Below are 255 nucleotides of genomic sequence, written 5' to 3'. Positions count from 1 at the left end.
GGCTCCTTAGAAAGGAGGTGATCCAGCCGCACCTTCCGGTACGGCTACCTTGTTACGACTTCGTCCCAATCGCCGGTCCCACCTTCGACGGCTCCCTCCCACAAGGGGTTAGGCCACCGGCTTCGGGTGTTACCGACTTTCGTGACGTGACGGGCGGTGTGTACAAGGCCCGGGAACGTATTCACCGCAGCGTTGCTGATCTGCGATTACTAGCGACTCCGACTTCACGGGGTCGAGTTGCAGACCCCGATCCGA

The 255-nt window shown here is 60.8% G+C and carries 1 rRNA gene; it reads right to left on the bottom strand.

What is annotated here, in order from left to right:
• Window positions 1-10: 10 nt before the first annotated feature.
• Window positions 11-255, bottom strand: a 16S ribosomal RNA gene (locus tag KGQ19_RS53690); the annotation flags it as partial.

The organism is Catenulispora pinistramenti (assembly GCF_018274385.1).
Classification (GTDB): domain Bacteria; phylum Actinomycetota; class Actinomycetes; order Streptomycetales; family Catenulisporaceae; genus Catenulispora; species Catenulispora pinistramenti.
This window is presented reverse-complemented; position numbering and strand designations above follow the sequence as displayed.